The organism is Halomonas caseinilytica, assembly GCF_001662285.1.
Taxonomy (GTDB): Bacteria; Pseudomonadota; Gammaproteobacteria; order Pseudomonadales; family Halomonadaceae; genus Halomonas; species Halomonas caseinilytica.
Genome location: NZ_BDEO01000001.1, coordinates 301,979 through 320,259, shown reverse-complemented (window position 1 = coordinate 320,259; position 18,281 = coordinate 301,979). Strand labels below are relative to the sequence as shown.

General features: G+C 64.5%; 16 protein-coding genes. 8 read left to right on the top strand and 8 right to left on the bottom strand.

Going from position 1 to position 18,281, the window contains the following annotated elements:
- Positions 1-33 precede the first annotated feature (33 nt).
- Positions 34-315 (bottom strand): hypothetical protein, encoded by a 282-nt coding sequence (locus HSDC_RS01395; protein WP_064698134.1) that lies wholly within the window; start codon positions 313-315, stop codon positions 34-36.
- A 206-nt stretch (positions 316-521) separates the two neighbouring features.
- Here HSDC_RS01395 and HSDC_RS01390 point away from each other — a divergent pair, with 206 nt between their 5' ends.
- The gene (locus HSDC_RS01390) at positions 522-1,004 is read left to right on the top strand and encodes an FKBP-type peptidyl-prolyl cis-trans isomerase (RefSeq protein WP_064698133.1); all 483 of its coding nucleotides are present in this window, start codon (positions 522-524) and stop codon (positions 1,002-1,004) included.
- Between the two features lie 153 nt (positions 1,005-1,157).
- Here the strand turns inward: HSDC_RS01390 and HSDC_RS01385 are convergent, their stop codons facing one another.
- On the bottom strand, positions 1,158-1,787 hold the full coding sequence (locus HSDC_RS01385) for a CDP-alcohol phosphatidyltransferase family protein (protein WP_064698132.1): 630 nt from the start codon (positions 1,785-1,787) through the stop codon (positions 1,158-1,160).
- 26 nt (positions 1,788-1,813) lie between these two features.
- On the bottom strand, positions 1,814-3,952 hold the full coding sequence (locus tag HSDC_RS01380) for a dihydrolipoyl dehydrogenase family protein (protein ID WP_064698131.1): 2,139 nt from the start codon (positions 3,950-3,952) through the stop codon (positions 1,814-1,816).
- 163 nt (positions 3,953-4,115) lie between these two features.
- Here HSDC_RS01380 and msrA point away from each other — a divergent pair, with 163 nt between their 5' ends.
- A complete protein-coding gene (gene msrA, locus HSDC_RS01375) occupies positions 4,116-4,730 on the top strand; it encodes a peptide-methionine (S)-S-oxide reductase MsrA (protein ID WP_064698130.1) in 615 nt (204 codons plus the stop codon).
- On the opposite strand, the gene HSDC_RS01370 is transcribed toward msrA, so the two are convergent.
- The gene (locus HSDC_RS01370; RefSeq protein ID WP_064698129.1) at positions 4,652-5,959 is read right to left on the bottom strand and encodes an MFS transporter; all 1,308 of its coding nucleotides are present in this window, start codon (positions 5,957-5,959) and stop codon (positions 4,652-4,654) included. The two genes, msrA and HSDC_RS01370, sit on opposite strands and share 79 nt — an antisense overlap.
- Before the next feature lie 87 nt (positions 5,960-6,046).
- Between HSDC_RS01370 and HSDC_RS01365 the strand changes: the two genes are divergently transcribed.
- Positions 6,047-6,925, top strand: coding sequence for a LysR family transcriptional regulator (locus tag HSDC_RS01365; protein ID WP_064698128.1), 879 nt, complete (start codon positions 6,047-6,049; stop codon positions 6,923-6,925).
- A gap of 7 nt (positions 6,926-6,932) precedes the next feature.
- On the opposite strand, the gene HSDC_RS01360 is transcribed toward HSDC_RS01365, so the two are convergent.
- Both HSDC_RS01360 and HSDC_RS01355 read right to left on the bottom strand, forming a co-directional pair.
- Positions 6,933-7,577, bottom strand: coding sequence for a C40 family peptidase (locus HSDC_RS01360; RefSeq protein WP_244534398.1), 645 nt, complete (start codon positions 7,575-7,577; stop codon positions 6,933-6,935).
- Positions 7,578-7,870: 293 nt separating this feature from the next.
- Positions 7,871-10,330, bottom strand: coding sequence for a DUF1266 domain-containing protein (locus HSDC_RS01355; RefSeq protein WP_064698616.1), 2,460 nt, complete (start codon positions 10,328-10,330; stop codon positions 7,871-7,873).
- 207 nt (positions 10,331-10,537) lie between these two features.
- On the opposite strand from HSDC_RS01355, the gene HSDC_RS01350 reads away from it, so the two are divergent.
- Positions 10,538-11,983 carry an NAD-dependent succinate-semialdehyde dehydrogenase gene (locus HSDC_RS01350; RefSeq protein ID WP_064698127.1) on the top strand — a complete coding sequence of 482 codons (1,446 nt, stop codon included), beginning with the start codon at positions 10,538-10,540 and terminating at the stop codon, positions 11,981-11,983.
- Between the two features lie 33 nt (positions 11,984-12,016).
- Positions 12,017-13,312, top strand: coding sequence for a 4-aminobutyrate--2-oxoglutarate transaminase (gene gabT, locus HSDC_RS01345; RefSeq protein WP_064698126.1), 1,296 nt, complete (start codon positions 12,017-12,019; stop codon positions 13,310-13,312).
- 91 nt (positions 13,313-13,403) lie between these two features.
- Here gabT and HSDC_RS01340 read toward each other — a convergent pair whose 3' ends face one another.
- Entirely contained in the window at positions 13,404-13,646 is a 243-nt protein-coding gene (locus HSDC_RS01340) for a GlsB/YeaQ/YmgE family stress response membrane protein (RefSeq protein WP_064698125.1), read from the bottom strand.
- A gap of 51 nt (positions 13,647-13,697) precedes the next feature.
- A complete protein-coding gene (locus HSDC_RS01335; protein WP_064698615.1) occupies positions 13,698-14,243 on the bottom strand; it encodes a DUF924 family protein in 546 nt (181 codons plus the stop codon).
- 226 nt (positions 14,244-14,469) lie between these two features.
- Between HSDC_RS01335 and HSDC_RS01330 the strand changes: the two genes are divergently transcribed.
- The 3 genes from HSDC_RS01330 (at position 14,470) to HSDC_RS01320 (ending at position 18,268) form a co-directional block, all read left to right on the top strand.
- Entirely contained in the window at positions 14,470-16,065 is a 1,596-nt protein-coding gene (locus tag HSDC_RS01330; RefSeq protein ID WP_064698124.1) for a solute:sodium symporter family transporter, read from the top strand.
- Positions 16,066-16,220: 155 nt separating this feature from the next.
- On the top strand, positions 16,221-17,108 hold the full coding sequence (locus HSDC_RS01325) for a GlxA family transcriptional regulator (RefSeq protein ID WP_064698123.1): 888 nt from the start codon (positions 16,221-16,223) through the stop codon (positions 17,106-17,108).
- Positions 17,099-18,268 carry an MFS transporter gene (locus HSDC_RS01320; RefSeq protein ID WP_064698122.1) on the top strand — a complete coding sequence of 390 codons (1,170 nt, stop codon included), beginning with the start codon at positions 17,099-17,101 and terminating at the stop codon, positions 18,266-18,268. The genes HSDC_RS01325 and HSDC_RS01320 overlap by 10 nt, the downstream gene beginning before the upstream one ends.
- Positions 18,269-18,281: the final 13 nt, after the last annotated feature.

The window sequence follows — 18,281 nt, the reverse complement described above, 5'->3', positions numbered from 1 at the left end:
GGCGGGCCCTTTTTCGTCAACCATCACGCGGCGTCAGTGAAAATCGACCTTTTTCATTGCCCAGCAGACCAGCTTGCCACCGACCAGGGCCAGCAGGGCAATGATCAACAGCGTCAGCAGCATGTCCACGGGGCTTACGATCGCGGTCGCACCCAGCACCGCAATGGCGGGGCACCAGACCCAGCGATCGTCCTCGCTGCGCAGGATATCGGGCAGCAGCTTGTCCAGAACGCCACTGACGGAAGCCTCCCAGCGTTTCAGGCACAGCAAGAGGATCACGGCGAAGGCGATCACCCAGATCAAGGTCACGAGCATGACGTTCTCCACAACAGGTCGGGAAGAGCGGGAAAATTCTGTGTCCAAAGGGTATCCCCGCCCGCCACGCCACGCAACCGGCGGCCCACGACGTGAATACGACTCAGGCGCACGCACGATAACCTGAAAAATCGCCAGTGCCACTGACAGAACCTGAGATCCCACGTTACCATGCTATCTTACATGCACTCACCAAAGGTTCATCAATGCAGATTGCGCAAAATTCGGTTGTCGCGTTTCACTACACCCTGACCAACGATGCAGGTGAAGTGCTGGACAGCTCAGAGGGTCGTGAGCCGCTGACCTATCTCCATGGCGCCGGCAACATCATTCCGGGCCTCGAGAAGGAAATGGAAGGTCGTGCCGCTGGCGACAAGCTCCAGGCCCAGGTCAAGCCGGAGGAAGGCTACGGCGAAGTGCAGCCGCAGCTGGTGCAGGAAGTCCCGAGGGATGCATTCCAGGGCGTCGAGAACGTGGAACCCGGCATGCAGTTCCAGGCCCAGACCCAGGGTGGACCGCTGATGGTCACCGTGACCAAGGTCGAAGGCGACACTGTCACCGTCGATGGTAACCATCCGCTGGCCGGCCAGCAGCTGAACTTCGACGTCGAGATCGCCGAGGTCCGCGAGGCCACTCAGGAAGAAATCGAACATGGCCATGTGCATGGCGAGGGCGACCAGGAGCACTGAGTGCTTGCCCCGCCGGGCCGATGGTTCGATATCGGGAGCGACCGACGGGTCGCTCCCTTTTTGTATCCCCTTCCGCCTTTCCCTCTATTCCCTGCTTGGCATCCTCGTGTCGTGCCCCTTTGCTGACCTCCCGGCGCCGGCCCGCTGACGGCATCAGCTTCCTTTCCCGGACAACACCGCCAGGGTCCGATACCCGCCCCACAGTCGCGTCGCGGTCGTGACGAGACAAGCCACGGCAAACAGGGTCGCCAGCACCGGAAATTGCCCGGGCCACAGGCAGAAAGCCACCAGCGCCAGCACCGTCTCGGTGCCCTCGGTCAGGCCATGCAGATAATAGAAAGCCTTGCGCTGGAAGCGGGGTCTCTCCAGTTCATGGCGAGCAGCCATGATCGCGAAGGCCAGAAAGGACGTCCCGGTCCCGATGAACGAGAACAACAGGAAAGCGCCAGGCAGCGCATTGACAGCGGGATCGGCCAGCACGAAGCCCAGCACTACCGCCGCATAGAAAACGAAATCGAGACCGATGTCGAGAAAGCCGCCGGCATCGCTGGCACTGCCGGCATGCCGCGCCAGCGCGCCATCCAGGCCATCCCCCAGTCGGTTGAGCAGAATCATCGCCAAGGCCGCCGGATAGGCCTCCCACGCCAGCAGCGGCAACGCCAGCATGCCGATCACGAAGGCTGCCAGCGTCACCTGATCAGGCTGCACGCCGGAACGTGCCAAGCGCTCCGCCATCCAGCGCAAGGGGGGCTGGGTCAACGGCATGGTCCAGCGATCGAGCATGCTTCCTCCTTGCTGCAATGGGTATCTCAGCGACGTCGCCAGGCAAAATAGCGGCCAAGCCAGGCAATCACCCTCTCCGGCTTGTGGGCGTTCTTCCAGGCCCCGGCCGTGGCTTTCACTGCCTCGGAGCGGGTCGGATAGGGATGCACGGTGCCGAGCAGCTTGTCGAAGCCGATACCGTGCGTCATCGCCAGGGTGAATTCGGCCAGCATTTCGCCGGCCCCATGCCCGACGATGGTCGCGCCCAGGATGCGGTCCTTGCCCGGCGTCGTGAGCACCTTGACGAAGCCTTCGCGGCGTCCATCGGCGATGGCACGATCCAGTTCGTCCAATCCATAGCGCGTCACCTCATGCGCCAGGCCGCGTGCCTGCGCCTCGCGCTCGTTGAGCCCCACCCGTGCCACCTCAGGGTCGGTGAAGGTCACCGCCGGCAATGCCCGATAACTGACCCGAAAACGCCGGAACTCACCGAACAGGGCATTGACCGCAGCATGCCAGGCTTGATGGGCACTGGCATGCGTCAGTTGATAGGGGCCGGCCACGTCACCGCAGGCCCAGACATTGGGCAAGACCGAGCGCAATGTCTCGTCCACCGACAAGGTGCCATCCTCTCGCAACTCGACGCCCAGCGCCTCCAATCCCAGGCCGGAAACCTCGGCGCGTCGCCCCACTGCCACCAACAGTCGATCGAATGTCAACGTCTCGACGCGCCCACCGCTCTCGACCTCCAGGGCATGGCCATCCCCCTCTGCCATCACTTGCCGCGCCAGGGTCCCGAGCCGAACCTCGACGCCCTCCTCGACCAATCGAGCCACCAGCGCATCGGACACTTCGTCATCTTCCTTCGGCAGCAGCCGCTCGCCGCTCTCGATCAGGATGACCCGGCTGCCCAGCCGCGCGAAACTCTGACCAAGCTCGCAACCGATGGGGCCGCCACCGAGAATCACCAGACGAGCCGGCAGCGACTCGAGCGACCAGAGATTGTCCGATGTCAGCACATCGAGACGCTCGATGCCCGGCAGCGATGGTATGCGAGGCCGTGCACCAGTGGCGATGATGACATGCCGTGTGGTGATCAGCCGCTCGCCCACCCGAACCCGCCAGGGATCCTCGAGGCAGGCCTCGCCCTCGACCACCTCGACCCCAAGGCCTTCATAGCGCTCGCGGCTGTCATGCGGCGCCACCGTCTCGACGGCCCAATGCACATGGGCCATTACCTCGGCGAAGTCCACTTCCGGCTCACCGACTCGCACCCCATAGCGCGACGCATCCCGCGCCTCCGCGACCACCCGGGCAGCCCGGATCAAGGCCTTGGACGGCACGCACCCGGTATGCAGGCAATCGCCACCCATGCGCTCGCGTTCGACCAGGGCAACCCGCGCCCCGACAGCCGAGGCGATGTAGCTCGCCACCAGGCCCGCCGAACCACCGCCGATCACCACGATATCCTGCTCGAAAGCGGACGGCCGAGCGAAGCGCCGATTCAGCCGGCGACGCTCGACGCATGACACCAGCATCCTGGCGAGCCAAGGGAATATACCGATCAGCACGAAAGCCCCGATCAAGGTCGGCGAGAGGATGCCCGACAAGGACGTCAGTTCCCCGAGTTCACGGCCCGCATTCACGTAGACCGCCGTGCCGGGCAGCATGCCGAGCTGGCTGACCCAGTAGAAGGTGACCAGACGCATGCGCGTCAGCCCCATCACCAGGTTGATGACGAAAAACGGGAACAACGGAATCAGCCGCAGCGTGAAGAGATAAAAGGCGCCCTCCCGCTGGATACCGGCATTGATGCGCTCCAGTTGCCGGGCAAAGCGTCGTTCCAGCGGCTCCCGGGCCAAGGTTCGCGCGATCAATGCCGCCAGGGTCGCCCCCAGGCTGCTGGCAAAGGAAATGATCACCAGTCCCCAGCCCAGGCCGAACAGCGCACCGCCCAGCAACGTCAGCAACGCAGCGCCCGGCAACGAGAGTGCGGCCATGACCACATAGAGGGCGAAGAAAGCCCCCACCGCGGTGACGGGCCTGGCCTCGAACCAGGCATGAAAACGCGCCTGCTGGGACTTGATCACGTCCAGGCTCAGGTACTGATCGGCACCGCTCACGAAAAAGGCCACGATGGCCACGACGATCACCGCCAGCAGCAACAGGCGACGCTTGTTGGTCAAGATAGCCTCCGAACGCCCGGATTCACGCCGATGACACCCTGGACGATAGACATAACGATGGCTCCCCCTGGACAGGGGGTGTACGGAACCCTGACATCATATGGGCATCGAATCCACAAGACACCCGACTTTTCTGCCATGCCCCCGCCCGAGGAACCTCATCATGCCAATCCCGTCGCGACTCTCGTCGCTGCTGCTGATCGCCGGCTTCGCCTCACCCGTCGTGGCCGACGACACCGATACGGCCAACGCCGTCTTCGCGGCTGGCTGCTTCTGGTGCGTCGAGGAAGCCTACGACAAGGTCGAAGGCGTGGTGTCCACCACTTCGGGCTTCAGCGGCGGCGAGGTGGCCAATCCCAGCTATGACCAGGTGGTCGCCGGCGGCACCGGCCACGCCGAGGCGGTCAAGGTCGAATACGACCCCGAGCGAGTGGATTATGCCACCCTGCTGCACGTCTTCTGGCGCAATGTCGATCCATTCGCCGAAGACCGGCAATTCTGCGACGAGGGGCCTTCCTATCACAGCGCTCTTTTCCCGATGGATGCCGAACAACGGCGACTGGCCGAGGCCAGTCGACAGGCAGTGGCCGAACGCTTCGATCGTGAGGTCGCCACCGAGATCAGCGACTTCGAAGCCTTCTACCCGGCCGAGACTTACCATCAGAATTTCTACGACAAGAACCCCCTGCGATACCAGTTCTACAAGTCAGCCTGCGGACGCTCGGAGCGCCTCGAGGAAATCTGGGGCGACGAGGCTGAAGCCAGCACACCTCCCTGAACCGCGCCTCCGGCCCGGGCCGGCTCGTTCACGGCCGCCCGACGGCGTTCACCGCGGCGCAGCCAACAGGCGATCGCGAAAGTGCCGGCCAGCACCAGCCAAGACCCCAGCACCACGCCCATCCACTCCCCCAGCCACCAGAAAGGCTCCAGCCAGAAGCCTCCCAGGCTCGCCCCGGTGTAATAGAACACCAGATACAAGGCCGAGGCACTGCCCCGGTCCTGCTCTGCGTGACGCCCCACCCAGCTCGATGCCATCGAATGGGCCAGGAAGAAACCGAAGGCATTGACAGTCAGGCCCGCCAGGATCAAGGGCAGCCGATCGGCCAGCGTCACGGCCGTGCCCAGCATCAGCAACAGGATGCCGAAGGCCATGCAGGCAGGCTGGGAAAGCGAACGCGAAAGACGACCGGAAAGGGCCGAGCCAAAGGTTCCGCTGAGATACGTCAGGAACAGCAGGCCAAGCCATTTTTCCCCCAGCTCGAAGGGAGGCTGTGCCAACCGGAAGGTGATGTAGCTGTATTGATTGATGAAGATCAGGAAATTCAGCCCACCCAGTAGATAGGCGCCCACCAGCATGGGATTGCGCAGATGGGCTGCCAACCCGGCCCGTGCCTCGCGCAAGCGAAAACGGCGCGCCTGGAAGCATCGTGCCGGCGGCAGCAGGCGCCAGAACACGACGACCCCGACCAGCGTCAGGCACCCTACCGTGAGGAAACTGGCCGAGATGCCGCCCACCTCGGCCACCGTGCCGCCGATCACGCGCCCGCCGATACCTCCCAGGGTATTGGCACCGATATACAGCCCAACGGCCGACAACAGGGCAGGCTTTTCGAACTCATCTCCCATCCAGGCGATGGCCACCGCCGGCAGCCCACCGAGCACGAACCCCTGCACGGCACGCAGGACCAGCAAGAGCTCGAAGTTCGGCGCAAGCGCCGCTACGCAGGCCAGCACCACCGACAGCAATCCAGCCAGCAGCAACGTCAGACGCATGATGCCCGCACGCCCGATGGCATCCGACAAGGGGCCGAAGACCAGCAGCGCCGCGGCCAGGGACAGCGTCGAGACGGACATCGCCAGGCTGGCAACGAGCGTCGAGATGCCATATGCCTCACGCATCAACGGCAGCAACGGCTGCGGGACATAGAGATTGAGAAACACCAGCAAGGATCCCAGGCACAAGGCCAGGGTCGCGCGCCACCAGGCACGGCTGCGAACGACGATCATGACTACCTCCGGCTTGGGTGACCATGATCATCCGGTTACCATGATAAGCCAAACAGAATATTCTGATGGCATCCATCACCAAGACTTATGAACCTGCCCTTCGACCTTCGCGCCCTGCGGATTTTCCTGACCGTCGTCGACCAAAGCGGTTTCGGGGCCGCCGCCCGTGAACTGCACATTGCCCAGTCGGCGGTGAGTCAATCCATTGCCAACCTGGAGCGTCGTCTCGAGCTGACCCTGTTCCATCGCCACGAGCGCCGCATTACCCTCACGCCAGAGGGCGAAGCACTGGTCGACCATGCCCGCCAGTTGCTAGAGCGCGCCGAAACCACCCACCTTGCCATGCGCGAGCTGCACGACCTGGTAAAGGGCGAGGTCCGCATCGGCATTCCCTCGATGCTCGGATCCTATTATTTCCCGCCCTTGCTGATGGGCTTCAAGGCACGGCATCCCGGCATCCGGCTAACCGTGGTGGAAGCCGGCGCGCGACGCTTGCAGCACATGATCGCCAGTGGCGAGCTGGACCTGGGCGTGGTCATCGATGACGGTGCCAGCCGGCACCTGGCCAGGCGCCACCTGACACGAGAGGAAATGGTCGTCTGCGTGCCTCGGGAACACCCCTTCGCCGAACACGACGCCGTGACGCCCGAAGCGTTCTTCGCCGAGCCGCTGGTGCTGTTCCAGGACGGCTACTTCCATCGCGAATTCATCGATGCCTTGTCGGCGCGTTGCGCCACCGAAGCGAACATCGCCTTCGAATCGAACCTGATTCCATTGACCAAGGCGATCGTACGCCGCGGCTTCGGCATCACCACCTTCCTGCGGCGCGTCGTGGAGGAACCCGAACTGGTGGCTGTCTCCTTCGACCCACCGAGCTGGATGGATCTGTCGCTGGCCTGGGCCGAAGGCGCCTACCTGTCCCGGGCGGAACAGGCCTTCGTCGACTTCGTGGTCGCCAACCGCTAGGTAGCCTTCACCCTTCGCTGGAGGCGATCACGCTGCTGTCGAGACGCTGCGCCAGATGCTGGGTATCCAGGGCTCGCCGACTCTGCCAGTAATAGCGCTGCCAGTACGGGTTATCCAGGGAGGAGAGTTTGACACCCCGAGATGTCGAGGCATGCAGGAAGCGACCGTCGCCAACATAGATGCCCACATGACGATAGGCCCCGGGAGGACGGAAGAACACCAGGTCGCCGGGACGCAGCTCGTCACGCGACACGCGACGCCCCTCATGGATCTGGCGAGCCGTGGTGCGCGGTATCTCGAGGCGAAAGGTATCGGCAAAGATATTCTGCACCAGCGCCGAACAGTCGACGCCACGACGCGAGGTACCGCCCAATCGATAGGGCGTGCCCAGCCAGCGCTCGTGCTGGGCCAGCAGAGCCTGGCGGATCAGGGTGGGAGGCGGATTGCCCAGTTGTCGTGCCTGCCGGATGGGATTGTCCGCCGGCGACATCATCGGGCCATCATACCCCTCGGGCAGCCCCGGCAGATCGCGAGCGAAGTAGTTGTCCACCGGCTCGTCCGGCGACGAGGAACCTCCCGAGGCGGCACAGCCCACCAGCATGACACACGACAACGCTACGGAAACGAGGCGACGCGACGTCGGGTTGATCATCCCTGTTCCCTCACCCTGTCAGACTCCCTTGATGGTGCGCTTGGCTTGCCGAGTCTCGTGCGACCCGGCCCGGAACCGGCCATCCGGCATTGCACATCGGCCCATGGCCCGGGTTCACCGCCCGGGAAGCCATCGTTGTGGTATTGCCAACTTTCTCGGTACCGCCGATGCCCGATCAGATTCGATCATGCGCGGATGGACTTATAGCGTCTCAGAATAGACATTTTTTGCATAATAGCCAAGAACAACGACTTATACATGCCAGTATTTAACAATTTTTCGCCGACGGACGATCAATGCAGCAATCGCTCGTCTCCCGGCAGGGTATCCACATGCATCGGCGCCCAATGGCGCGGACGCGCACCGGGAAAATCCAGACTCGCCCAAGGCCCCGCCAGCGGCGGCGCGGCGGCGAGCCAGCTCGCCAGGGCCTGGCGAAAGCCGCCCAGAAAGGCCTCGCGCTCGGGGGTCTCCCCCATGAAGAAGGAAAAACCGGCATAGAGGCCTCGCGCGTACTCCTCCCAGCCCCCGTAATGACTGGCCGCCAGGGCATGGGCGCGTCGCAGCCGGGACAGGAAGTCTGCCTCGCCCAGCCAGTCCAGCTGCCGACCGGCAATGGCAAGATCCACTGCCTGGGCCAGATCCCAGGCCGTCAGGTCCAGATCGTTGCAGCCATCCTCGTTGTCCCGCACGCGCTTCAGGCGCAACAGGTGATTACGCTCCTCCTCTCCGCATTCATCGCTTTCCAGGGTCGCGATCTCCGAGGCAAGGCGCGCCGGATTGAGGGTATAAGGCGCATAGTTGATCTGGTACTCCTGACGATCCCCGACCTCCAGCAGGTAATCGATGAATTCCGCCAGACCTTCGGGACCATTCACGGCGTAGTGGCCGTCCACCCACTCCCGTATCGAAGCACATTCGCGTTCGCTCTCCGGCTGCGGCAGGCTCCAGATGGCACTGTTGAGCGGACCGACCAGGGCCATGGCAGTGAATTGGCTGAGTCCCGGGCGCGGCCCCGGTTCACGCCACGCGCCACCCCGCCAGTCGAGCCAGTGAAAAAGACTACCCGGATCGTCACGATGCCAGAGGATCTCCGCCGTCAGGGACGGCTGCTCGGGCTCGGGCAACAAGGCCTCCCACTGCGCCCAGGCCGACAACAGGCGGCGGGCATCGGGATAGAAGCGGCACAAGGAGCCCTGCAGCGCCGCCGCCAGTTCCGCCAGGTCGGAGCGCTCGAACCACTCGCTGTCCATGGCCATCTGCAGATGGAACGCAAATTTCTCCGCCATGTGAATGGTCGCGGCATGACGGCTGGCACGCCCCAGGGCATCGCGCCCAGCCAGGTCGTCACCCGCGACCTGACCGAAGGGCGTTCTCGATGACGGCAATGCGCCGTGGGCTGCATCCGCCGCGAGTTGATTGAGGTGATGGGCCTGGGCCGGCAACCAGTAACGGGCCAGCGCCTCCACGCCTTCATCGGCATGCAGGTCAAGGGTTTCAGCCAGGTAGCCTCGCGCGTCTTCGCGCCGCGCCGGCGACAGGCTCGGCGCCCCCCCCTGGCGCATCGCCAGCTCGGGTTCCCGCACCGCTGCCAGCGCCAGGATCCAATGGCGCGGGTCGCGACGCCAGTCGCGTATGCGCGCTCGCGCGGCGTCCAGCAAGTCGGCATCGATCAGTTCCTGCAGGACCGGCTTCCAGGGACTCGCCGGGGCATGCAGGAGCAGTCGCCAATCGGCCTCGAAGTCGCCCAGGAGATCCCGTCCCTCGAACAGGCTCCGCCCCCGCTGATAGGCCCGGGCAAGCGCCAGCCAATCGCTGTAGCGGCACAGGATGAGATCCGCGCCGTGCAAGGCGATGTCCCGGGCTTCGTCGTCGGCCAGCCAGCCGAGGCAGGCCCCGGCCCAGGCCAGGTCGATCAGCCGCAACCAGTCCCAGGCGGCCCATTCCAGTGGCTCGCCCCTTTCCACGAATTCCAGCAGGACACGACCGGCCTCACGATCGCGCGGCGCCAGACCGGCGTGCCAGCGCCGACGCGCCTCCGCATCGGCCTCGCGCAGCCGGTTGGCATCCAGATCCCAGGCCTGCCGATCGCCCTGGGCACCCAGCCACAAGAGCACCCGTATCAGCTCATCACGCCCCGTCACCTGCCAGGCCTCGGCCAGCCAGGCCTCGAGACCCTGCCAGTCCAGCGTGCTCGCCGAGGCTTCCAGGATCGGGCTGAAGGCGGCCCGCAGCCGCCACACCCGCGCTTCGGGCTCGTCCGGCCACAATGCCAATGCCTGTCGATTGGCAAGCAGCCAGTCACGCAGCATTTCCCAGGTCACGCCGTCGCCATCCCTCTCCAGAGTGGCCAAGGCCTCGCAGGCGTCGGCGAAACCGTCGTCACCGTGTACCCAGCCTTCATCGTTCCGCGCACGACGCAACGCTGCCAGCCAATCCTCCAGGCTGACATGGTGGGCGTGCACTTCCTCGGCCAGGCGTTGGCCCCACTGCCGGGCCCGAGACTCGCTCAACCACCCAGCCGCCCCAGCCAAGGCCGCCACTTCCAGACCAGCCAGTAGCCGGGCCGGATCGGGATGAGCGCTGTCCAGCGCCTCCAGCAGGCGCCAACCAAGCTCCCCCCGGTCGACGACCTCGAGGCTCGCCAGGCGAGAGCGCGCCACTTCCGGCTCGAGCGCAAGAGGATCAGGCGCGAAGGCCCAACCGCACAACACCAGTTGCTGGGCCCACCAGGCATTCAAGGGATCGACCAAGGCACACCTCGCCATACGTCAGGTTCGGGGAACGCACGACGCGCCCCTGTGAATTCGGCGACACAGTGTAACGGAAACCGGGCGTCGCGCCGATGCTCGACTTCCCTGCCAGAAAGATCGCCTCGGGAAAGACGACGCGGGGCTTGGCGAGATGTTTTAAATAATGCACACTCGTCAAACAAGATAGTCATCCAAGCGAGTCTTCCCATGAACGCCGATATCCCGTTGCTCATCGACAAGGCCTACGTAGCCGGCCAGTGGCGCGATGCCGAACGTCACTTCGCCGTCACCGATCCCGCCACCGGCGAGACGCTGGCCAACATTCCCGATCTCGATGCCGAGGACGCTCGCCAGGCCGTGGCTGCCGCCGAGACGGCCTGGCGCGACTGGCGACGCAAGACCGCCAAGGAACGTGCCTCCCTGCTGCGCGCCTGGTTCGACCTTATCATGGCCAATCAGGATGCCCTTGCCCGGCTGATGACCCGCGAGCAAGGCAAACCCCTGGCCGAATCCCGCGGCGAAGTCGCCTATGGCGCCAGCTTCGTCGAATTCTATGCCGAACAGGCCAAGCGCATGGCCGGCGAGACCTTGCCCGGCCATGGCGCCGACAAGCGCCTTCTGGTGCTGCGCGAGCCGGTCGGCGTCGTGGCCGCCATCACGCCCTGGAACTTTCCCCTGGCGATGATCACCCGCAAGTGCGCCCCAGCGCTGGCCGCCGGTTGCACAGTGGTGATCAAGCCCGCCGAAGCGACTCCGCTGACCGCCCTGGCCATGGCACAACTGGCTGAGGAAGCCGGCATCCCCGCAGGTGTCATCAATGTGGTGACCGCGGCCCGCCCCGCCGAGATCGGTGAGGTGCTCACCACCGACCCGCGGGTGCGCAAGGTCTCCTTCACCGGCTCCACGGCCGTGGGCAAGCAGTTGCTGGCCCAATGTGCCGGCACGGTCAAGAAGACCTCCATGGAACTCGGCGGCAATGCTCCCTTCATCGTCTTCGACGATGCCGACCTGGATGCTGCCGTGGAGGGGGCCGTGGCCTCCAAGTTCCGCAACTCGGGCCAGACCTGCGTGTGCACCAATCGCCTGCTGGTGCAGTCCGGTGTCTACGACGCCTTCCTCGACAAGCTGGCCACCCGCGTCGCCGAGCTCCAGGTCGGCAACGGCCTGGAGGAAGGCGTCTCCCAGGGCCCGTTGATCAACGAGGCCGCCGTGGACAAGGTGCGCGAGCACATCGCCGATGCCCTCGACAAGGGCGGCCGACTGATCTGCGGCGGCCAGCCCCATGAGCTGGGTGGCACCTTCTTCCAGCCCACGGTGATCGGCGAGGTCGACGAGCGCATGCGCGTGGCCACCGAGGAAACCTTCGGTCCACTGGCGCCAGTGTTCCGCTTCGACACCGAAGAGGACGCCATCGCCATGGCCAATGCCACGGAATTCGGCCTGGCCGCCTACTTCTATGCCAACGACTATCGCCGTATCTGGCGTGTCATGGAAGCCCTGGAATATGGCATGGTGGCGGTCAACGAGGGGCTCCTGTCCACCGAGCTGGCGCCCTTCGGCGGCGTCAAGGAATCCGGGCTGGGACGCGAAGGGTCGCACCACGGTCTGGATGAATACACTGAACTAAAATACGTCTGTGTCGGCGGCTTGTAATCGCCTTCTTAATTCCGATCCCAGGAGACAGCCATGAACAACGCCCAGCTCAATGAACTCAAGCAGCGCTATGTCGCCAGCGGTGCCGCCAGCCCCGCCACGGCATTCGCCGATCGCGCCGAGAACGCCGAGATCTGGGATGCCGACGGCAACCGCTTCATCGATTTCGCCGGTGGCATCGGCGTGCTCAACATCGGCCATCGCCATCCCAAGGTGGTCGAGGCTGTCAAGGCACAGCTGGACCGCGTGATGCACACCTGCCAGACGGTGATGCCCTATGAAGGCTACGTGAAGGTGGCCGAAAAGCTCAGCCAGGTCACGCCGGTACGCGGCCATGCCAAGGTCATGCTAGCCAACTCCGGCGCCGAGGCGCTGGAGAATGCCGTCAAGGTCGCACGCGCCGCCACCGGCAAGAACAACGTGATCTGCTTCGACGGCGGCTATCACGGCCGTACCTTCATGACCATGGCCATGAACGGCAAGGTGGCTCCCTACGCCACCGATTTCGGCACCATGCCGGGCAATGTCTTCCGCGCGCCCTTCCCCGTGCCCTACCACGGTGTCAGCGAGGACGAAGCCCTGCGCGGCCTGAAGATGGCGCTCAAGACCGACGCCAACCCCAAGGACACCGCGGCCATCGTGCTCGAGCCGGTGCTCGGCGAAGGCGGCTTCTATCCGGCCCCGCCCAGCTTCCTCAAGGCGATCCGCGAGATCTGTGACGAACACGGCATCCTGATGATCATCGACGAGGTACAGTCCGGCTTCGGGCGTACCGGCAAGCTGTTCGCCATCGAGCACAGCGGCGTCGAGCCCGACATCATGACCATGGCCAAGAGCATGGCCGACGGCATGCCGATCTCTGCTGTGGTCGGCACCGACAAGGTAATGGACGCCTCCGGCGGCAACTCCCTGGGCGGCACCTACACCGGCAGCCCGGTATCCTGCGCGGCGACCCTGGCAGTGCTCGAGGTCTTCGAGCAGGAAAACATCCTCGAGAAGAGCCAGGCCCTGGGCGACAAGCTGGCCAGCCGCTTCGCCACCTGGCAGCGTGACTTCGCCTGTATCGACAACGCCCGCAACATGGGCGCCATGGCCGCCTTCGACGTGGTCGCCGACAAGACCTCGCATGCCCCGGACGCCGATCTGGCCGGCGCGCTGTGCAAGAAGGCGCGCGAGAAAGGCCTGATCCTGCTGTCCTGCGGCATGTACGGCAACACCATTCGCTTCCTGATGCCGGTGACCATCGAGGACGCGATCCTCGAGGAAGGCCTGGACATCATCGAGTCCTGCCTGAAGGAACTGGCCGGCCAGCAGGCCGCTACCGCCTGAGGCATTACCTGGCCCGGAGAGATTACCTGCCCCGAAAAACGAAGCGCCGCCCATGAGGGCGGCGCTTTTTCATGCCGGCCAGCTACCGACGTCAGGCTTTCCTGACCTTGGCGATGACCCATAGCAGGACCACAGCACCCACCACGGCGGTCACCAGCGAACCGATGAAACCGCCGGAAGACAGGCCCAGCAAGCTGAACAGGAAACCGCCGACCACCGCGCCGACGATGCCCACGCCGATGTTGCCCAGCAGTCCGAAACCGCCGCCACGCATGATGTTGCCGGCGATCCAGCCCGCCAGTCCTCCGATGATCAACCATGCAATGATACTCATGCCGTTCTCCTTTCCGGTTGGTGGCGTCAATGATGTTGCCTTGCCGGGATGTCAGAAGGAAGACCCCGGCTGTTCGAGAAATGCCAGTTCCTCGGGCGTCGACTGCCTCCCCAGGATGGCATTGCGATGCGGATAACGCCCGAAACGCTCGAGAATCTCGCAATGGCGGTGCTCGAAGTACAGGCTGCGTTCCAGGCCGGGTTGATCGAACAGGCGCAGCGCTTCATCGTGTATGGCCCGCGATTCACTGTGCATGTACGGCATATAGAGGAAGGCGCGTTCCCCGGGCTCGAGTGCCTGATCATCGCCTCGGGCCACCGCCTCCTGGGCCAGGACCAGGGCGACGGGATCGGCGGCGAAGGCCTGCGCCGTATCGCGGTGGATATTGCGCGAGAACTGATCGAGTACGACCACTTCGGCCAGCCGGCCCCGGGGCGTCTCACGCCAATGCCAAAGCTCACCTCGCAACGCGGCCGCGAGCGTGTCGGCGAAGTGTCCGGCGATCTCGGCATCCAGGGTCGAATCCTTGCGAAACCACTGTGATGGCTCCAGCGTCTCGAACCAGAAGACCAGCACCCGCTCGGGTCCTTCCTGCATCGTCATCTTGTCCCTCCTGCCTCACGACCTCCTGATCCGTCATCCAGCTTAGCAGCTCGCCGTCATCGACAAGGAAGGCAACCCCGGAAGCATACTAGACGAAAGGCGTATGGCGTATGCTTTCAAGGCTCCTAAACTCCCTGCGTCGCTGTAAATTTACGAAATTTGACTTCGCAAGGCGCGAGCGACACGGCAATAAACCCCGATGATTACGGAATCTTCTGACATGCATGCCTTGACACTCGCTTCCTTCCTGTTCTTTACGGGTCTGGTGGCCTTCATCACCTGGCGGATCACCCGCCGCGACGATCACAAGAGCACCAACGGGCTCTTCCTGGCCGGTCGCAGCCTGACCTTTCCATTGATTGCCGGCTCGCTGTTGATGACCAACCTCTCCACCGAGCAGATGGTCGGGCTCAATGGCTCTGCCTTCAGCGATGGTCTGAGCGTGATGGCATGGGAAGTGGTCGCCGTCATCGCCCTGGTGCTGCTGGCGCTGTTTTTCCTGCCGCGCTTTTTGCGCAGTGGCATCGCCACCGTGCCGCAACTGCTGGAAATCCGTTTCGACAAGGCCACCCAACGCATCACCAACGTGATCTTCCTGCTCGCCTATGCGGTGATCCTGCTGCCGATCATCCTCTATTCGGGGGCCATGGGGCTGCAAGGCATGCTCGATCTGCATGGCCTGACGGGCATCCAGTCCGATACCACCCTGCTGTGGCTGACCGTCTGGCTGGTCGGGCTGATCGGCTCGCTCTACGCCCTGTTCGGCGGCCTGCGCACCGTTGCCGTGTCCGATACGCTCAATGGTATCGGCCTGCTGGTCGGCGGCTTCGTCATCGTCTATTTCGGCTTGCAGGCCATCAGCGACGGTAGCGGTATCATGGCCGGCTGGGAGACGCTCAAGCAGACTCACCCCGACAAGCTGAACTCCATCGGCAGTGCCGAGCAGCAGGTGCCCTTCTTCACCTTGTTCACCGGCGTCTTTCTGATCAACGTCTTCTACTGGACCACCAACCAGCAGATCATCCAGCGTACCTTTGCCGCCAAGAATCTCGCCGAGGGCCAGAAGGGCGTGCTGCTGACCGGGTTCTTCAAGCTGCTCGGCCCCATCTACCTGGTCCTGCCCGGCATCATCGCCTATCACCTCTATGCCGACCAGGGCATCAAGGCCGACGAGGCCTATGGCCACCTGGTGTTCAACGTGCTGCCGCCCTACCTGACCGGCTTTTTCGCCGCGGTAATGGTCGGCGCCATCCTGTCGTCCTTCAACTCGGCCCTGAACAGTACCACCACCCTGTTCAGCCTCGGCTTCTACAAGGGGGTGCTGAACAAGGACGCCAGCGAGGCGCAGGTGGTGCGCGCCAGCAAGATCTTCGGCTGGATCATGGCCGTCATCGCCATGACCATCGCGCCGCTACTGGCCGGCCAGGAAAGCCTGTTCGGCTACCTGCAGAAGATGAATGCCATCTACTTCATCCCGATCCTGGCGGTGGTGCTGGTCGGCCTGCTGACACGCCGAGTGCCGGCCATGGCCGCCAAGATCGCTCTGGTCGGTGGCTGCTTGCTGATCTTCGCCGGCTACTTCATCCCGCCATTCGACAAGCTGCCCCAAATCATGCATGAGTTCCACTTCGTCGCCGCCGTCTTCGTGCTGCTGGTGGTGGTCATGCTGGTCATCGGCAAGCTGCGTCCCCGCCCCGATGCCTGGGTGCACGAAGACAGTGGCGAAGTCGACCTCACGCCCTGGAAGGGCGCGGTACCTGTCGGCATCGTCCTGGTGATCCTGGTCGTCATCATGTACGCCGCCTTCGCCGGCTGACACCACCACGACCTCGAACGACCCGACGCCCCGCCTTCATGCGGGGCGTCGTCGTTTTTGGCACGGCCATGTCCTTATCGGTGGGATATCCGTCATTGTGGACATCACCTACCTTCGCCAGACTCAAGCCACTGCGTCACATTTCGGAGTTGCCCATGACATCCTCACCGCCCCATGCACGTCGCGTGGTGCTGCTCGCCTATCCCGACTGCCAGGTGCTCGATGTCGCCGGCCCCTGGCAGGTCTTCGCCAGCGCCAACACCCTCGCTGGCCGGTCGCTGTACGAACTCAACCTGGTCGCCCGTTCTCCTGGCACCCTGGTCACCAACGGCGGCCTGACGATGATGGCCGGGCTCGACTGGCAGGGGTTGGAGGCACTCGGCACGCCGGATACCTTGCTGGTCGCCGGCGGCAGTGGCGTCTTCCACCAATGCCGACAGCGCTATCACATCGATGGATTGCGCGAGCTCGCGCCCGACATCCGACGGCTGGGGGCCATCTGTACCGGCGCCTTCCTGCTGGCGGAAGCCGGGCTGCTGGATGATCGCCAGGCCACCACCCATTGGCGACACTGCGCGGCCCTGGCAGGCCAGGTCGCCCGCGAACTGGTAATGTTCCTGCATCGCCCCGGCGGCCAGGCTCAGTTCAGCGAAGCGCTCTTGAATCAGCAACGCGCCACCGGTCGCTTGCGGGAACTGCTCGACCGGTTGCATGCCGACCCCGCCGCCGATCATGATCTCGAGAGCATGGCGGCGTACCTGTCCGTCACGCCTCGCCACCTTTCACGCCTCTTCCGGCGCCACCTGGATACCACGCCCGGCGCCTACCTGACGCGGCTGCGTCTGGAAGGGGCGCGAATGCACCTGCTCGATGCCCGCGCCACGCCTTCACTCGACCGATTGGCCACCCAATGGCGGTTGGGACGCGCCGAACAATTACGGCGCCTCTTCCACCGCCAGTACGGCGTCTCGCCATCGGTCTATCGCCAACGCTTCGGTACCCACTCCGACACGACACTCGCCGAGGAGGCTCCATGCCCCTGACCGTATCCCTGCTCTCGCTCTGCCAGGCCCTGCTGGTGAGCGGCAATATCCTCTTGATCGCCGTCTCGCCGCTGATCGGCGCCCAGCTCGCCCCGGCTCCCGCCTGGTCCACCGCCCCGGTGGCAACCCAATGGCTGGGGCTGATGTGCGCCACTATTCCGGCGTCCCTGATCATGGCCAGGCTGGGCCGCCGACGAGGCTTCGTGCTCGGCAACCTGATGGGCATCGCCGGCGCGGCCCTCGCTGTCTTGGCCCTGCACGCGCAACGCTTCGACCTGTTCCTGGTCGCCACCTGGCTGATCGGCATCGGCATCGGCTTCGGTCAGCTCTATCGCTTCGCCGCCGTCGAGGCCGCGCCCGAAGGCGGGCGCGACCGCGCCATCGGCCTGGTGATGGGTGGCGGCGTGCTGGCGGCCTTCTTCGGTCCCTGGCTGGCACGGCACAGCCATAGCCTGGCCGATACGCCCTACCTGGGCAGCTTCATCGGCCTCGGTGTACTCTATCTCTGTGCCCTGGTATTGCTTGCCTTCGTGCGCATGCCCGCCGGCACCCACGACACCACTACCGGCGAGCAGCGCCCGCTGGGCGAGATCGTGCGTCAGCCGGTCTTCGTGCTGGCAGTAGTCAGCGCCATGATCGGCTACGGCGTGATGAACCTAGCCATGACCGCCACGCCGCTGGCGATGGCCGAGGCCGGCCACGATTTCAACCATGTCTCGACCACCATCCAGTGGCACGTGGTGGCCATGTTCCTGCCATCCTTCGTGACCGGCCGCCTGACGGCCCGCTTTGGCGCCTCGCGCATGATCGTCTGCGGCTGCCTGCTACTGATCGCCAGCGCCCTGACCGCCCAGCTCGATGCTGGACTGGCCGGCTTCTATGCAGGCCTGGTGCTGCTCGGCGTGGGCTGGAACTTCACCTTCCTGCCGGCCACTGGCCTGCTCACCGAAGCGCACGGCCCCGCCGAGAAGGCCCGCACCCAGGCCGCCAACGAATTCCTGGTATTCTCCACCGTAGCCATCACCGCCCTGCTGGCAGGCCCGGCAGTCTCCAGCCTTGGTTGGCCGCTGCTCAATGTGGTGTTGATCCCGCTGTGCGCCGTGCCACTGGTGCTGCTCGGTCTTGCCTTCCGCGTCCATCGCCCACAAATTAGAGGCTGACGACATGGACGCC

Bases quoted from the DNA above. Each gene is read 5' to 3' on its own strand.
- HSDC_RS01340 (WP_064698125.1), bottom strand. From the start codon at position 13,646: ATGAGTATCATTGCATGGTTGATCATCGGAGGACTGGCGGGCTGGATC.
- HSDC_RS01335 (WP_064698615.1), bottom strand. From the start codon at position 14,243: ATGCAGGAAGGACCCGAGCGGGTGCTGGTCTTCTGGTTCGAGACGCTG.
- HSDC_RS01390 (WP_064698133.1), top strand. From the start codon at position 522: ATGCAGATTGCGCAAAATTCGGTTGTCGCGTTTCACTACACCCTGACC.
- gabT (WP_064698126.1), top strand. From the start codon at position 12,017: ATGAACAACGCCCAGCTCAATGAACTCAAGCAGCGCTATGTCGCCAGC.
- HSDC_RS01360 (WP_244534398.1), bottom strand. From the start codon at position 7,577: ATGATCAACCCGACGTCGCGTCGCCTCGTTTCCGTAGCGTTGTCGTGT.
- HSDC_RS01330 (WP_064698124.1), top strand. From the start codon at position 14,470: ATGCATGCCTTGACACTCGCTTCCTTCCTGTTCTTTACGGGTCTGGTG.
- HSDC_RS01370 (WP_064698129.1), bottom strand. From the start codon at position 5,959: ATGATCGTCGTTCGCAGCCGTGCCTGGTGGCGCGCGACCCTGGCCTTG.
- HSDC_RS01385 (WP_064698132.1), bottom strand. From the start codon at position 1,787: ATGCTCGATCGCTGGACCATGCCGTTGACCCAGCCCCCCTTGCGCTGG.
- HSDC_RS01325 (WP_064698123.1), top strand. From the start codon at position 16,221: ATGACATCCTCACCGCCCCATGCACGTCGCGTGGTGCTGCTCGCCTAT.
- HSDC_RS01320 (WP_064698122.1), top strand. From the start codon at position 17,099: ATGCCCCTGACCGTATCCCTGCTCTCGCTCTGCCAGGCCCTGCTGGTG.
- msrA (WP_064698130.1), top strand. From the start codon at position 4,116: ATGCCAATCCCGTCGCGACTCTCGTCGCTGCTGCTGATCGCCGGCTTC.
- HSDC_RS01365 (WP_064698128.1), top strand. From the start codon at position 6,047: ATGAACCTGCCCTTCGACCTTCGCGCCCTGCGGATTTTCCTGACCGTC.
- HSDC_RS01350 (WP_064698127.1), top strand. From the start codon at position 10,538: ATGAACGCCGATATCCCGTTGCTCATCGACAAGGCCTACGTAGCCGGC.
- HSDC_RS01395 (WP_064698134.1), bottom strand. From the start codon at position 315: ATGCTCGTGACCTTGATCTGGGTGATCGCCTTCGCCGTGATCCTCTTG.